The organism is Marinobacter denitrificans, assembly GCF_008795955.1.
Lineage (GTDB): Bacteria > Pseudomonadota > Gammaproteobacteria > Pseudomonadales > Oleiphilaceae > Marinobacter > Marinobacter denitrificans.
This window is the reverse complement of the sequence record NZ_VMHN01000035.1, coordinates 1-775: the sequence shown is the minus strand read 5'-3', so window position 1 is coordinate 775 and position 775 is coordinate 1. Positions and strand designations below refer to the sequence as shown.

Here is a 775-nt window from a genome sequence, read left to right as displayed (position 1 = left end):
CCGCCACCAGCGAGTTCGCCCTGCTGCCCAACCCCAACCCGAGCGGCAATTTCACCAAGATCACCCAGCGCCTGCCAGTGCGCATCGCGGTGCAGCAGGACGGCGGCGAACTCAAGCCGGGTATGATGGTGGAGCTGGAGGCGAGAGCCGATGACTAGCGCGCCCCGGCCGGACAGTATCGAGGGGCTATTCGCCCGCTTCGGCCCGTCCTATCGCTGGCTGGTCACGGCGACGGTCATGATGGGCACGATCGCCACTATCCTGACCGCCACCATCGTCAATGTAGCCCTGCCGGATATCATGGGCGCTTTCGGCATGGGCCAGGACAAGGCGCAACTTCTCTCCACCGGCTTCCTCGCCGCAATGACCGGGACCATGCTGCTGAATGCCTGGATGGTCGAGACCCTCGGCCAGCGCGCGACCTTTATGCTGGCGCTAACAGTCTTTATCGCCGCCTCCGCCATGGGCGGGCTCGCCCCCGCCGAGGGCGTGCTGATCCTGGCCCGCGTCCTGCAAGGCGGCGCGGCCGGCATCCTCCAGCCGCTCGCCATGCAGACGATCTTCCTGGTCTTCCCGCCGGAGAAACGCGGGTCGGCCATGGGAATTTACGGCATTGGTGTGGTGCTGGCCCCGGCGCTCGGCCCTACGCTGGGCGGCATCATGGTCGACAGCTTTAGTTGGCGGTATGTGTTCTTCATGGCCGTGCCGTTCTGCCTCATCGGCCTGTTCCTGGCCACGATCTTCATGCCGGGGCGCGCAGCCTCCGGTCCGCCGC

1 protein-coding gene is annotated in these 775 nt (G+C 66.5%); it reads left to right on the top strand.

The annotated features are described in order from the left end of the window. Positions 1 to 150: 150 nt before the first annotated feature. Positions 151 to 775: MFS transporter (locus FO268_RS22740; protein WP_150995423.1), on the top strand; the 625-nt coding region annotated here is incomplete at its 3' end.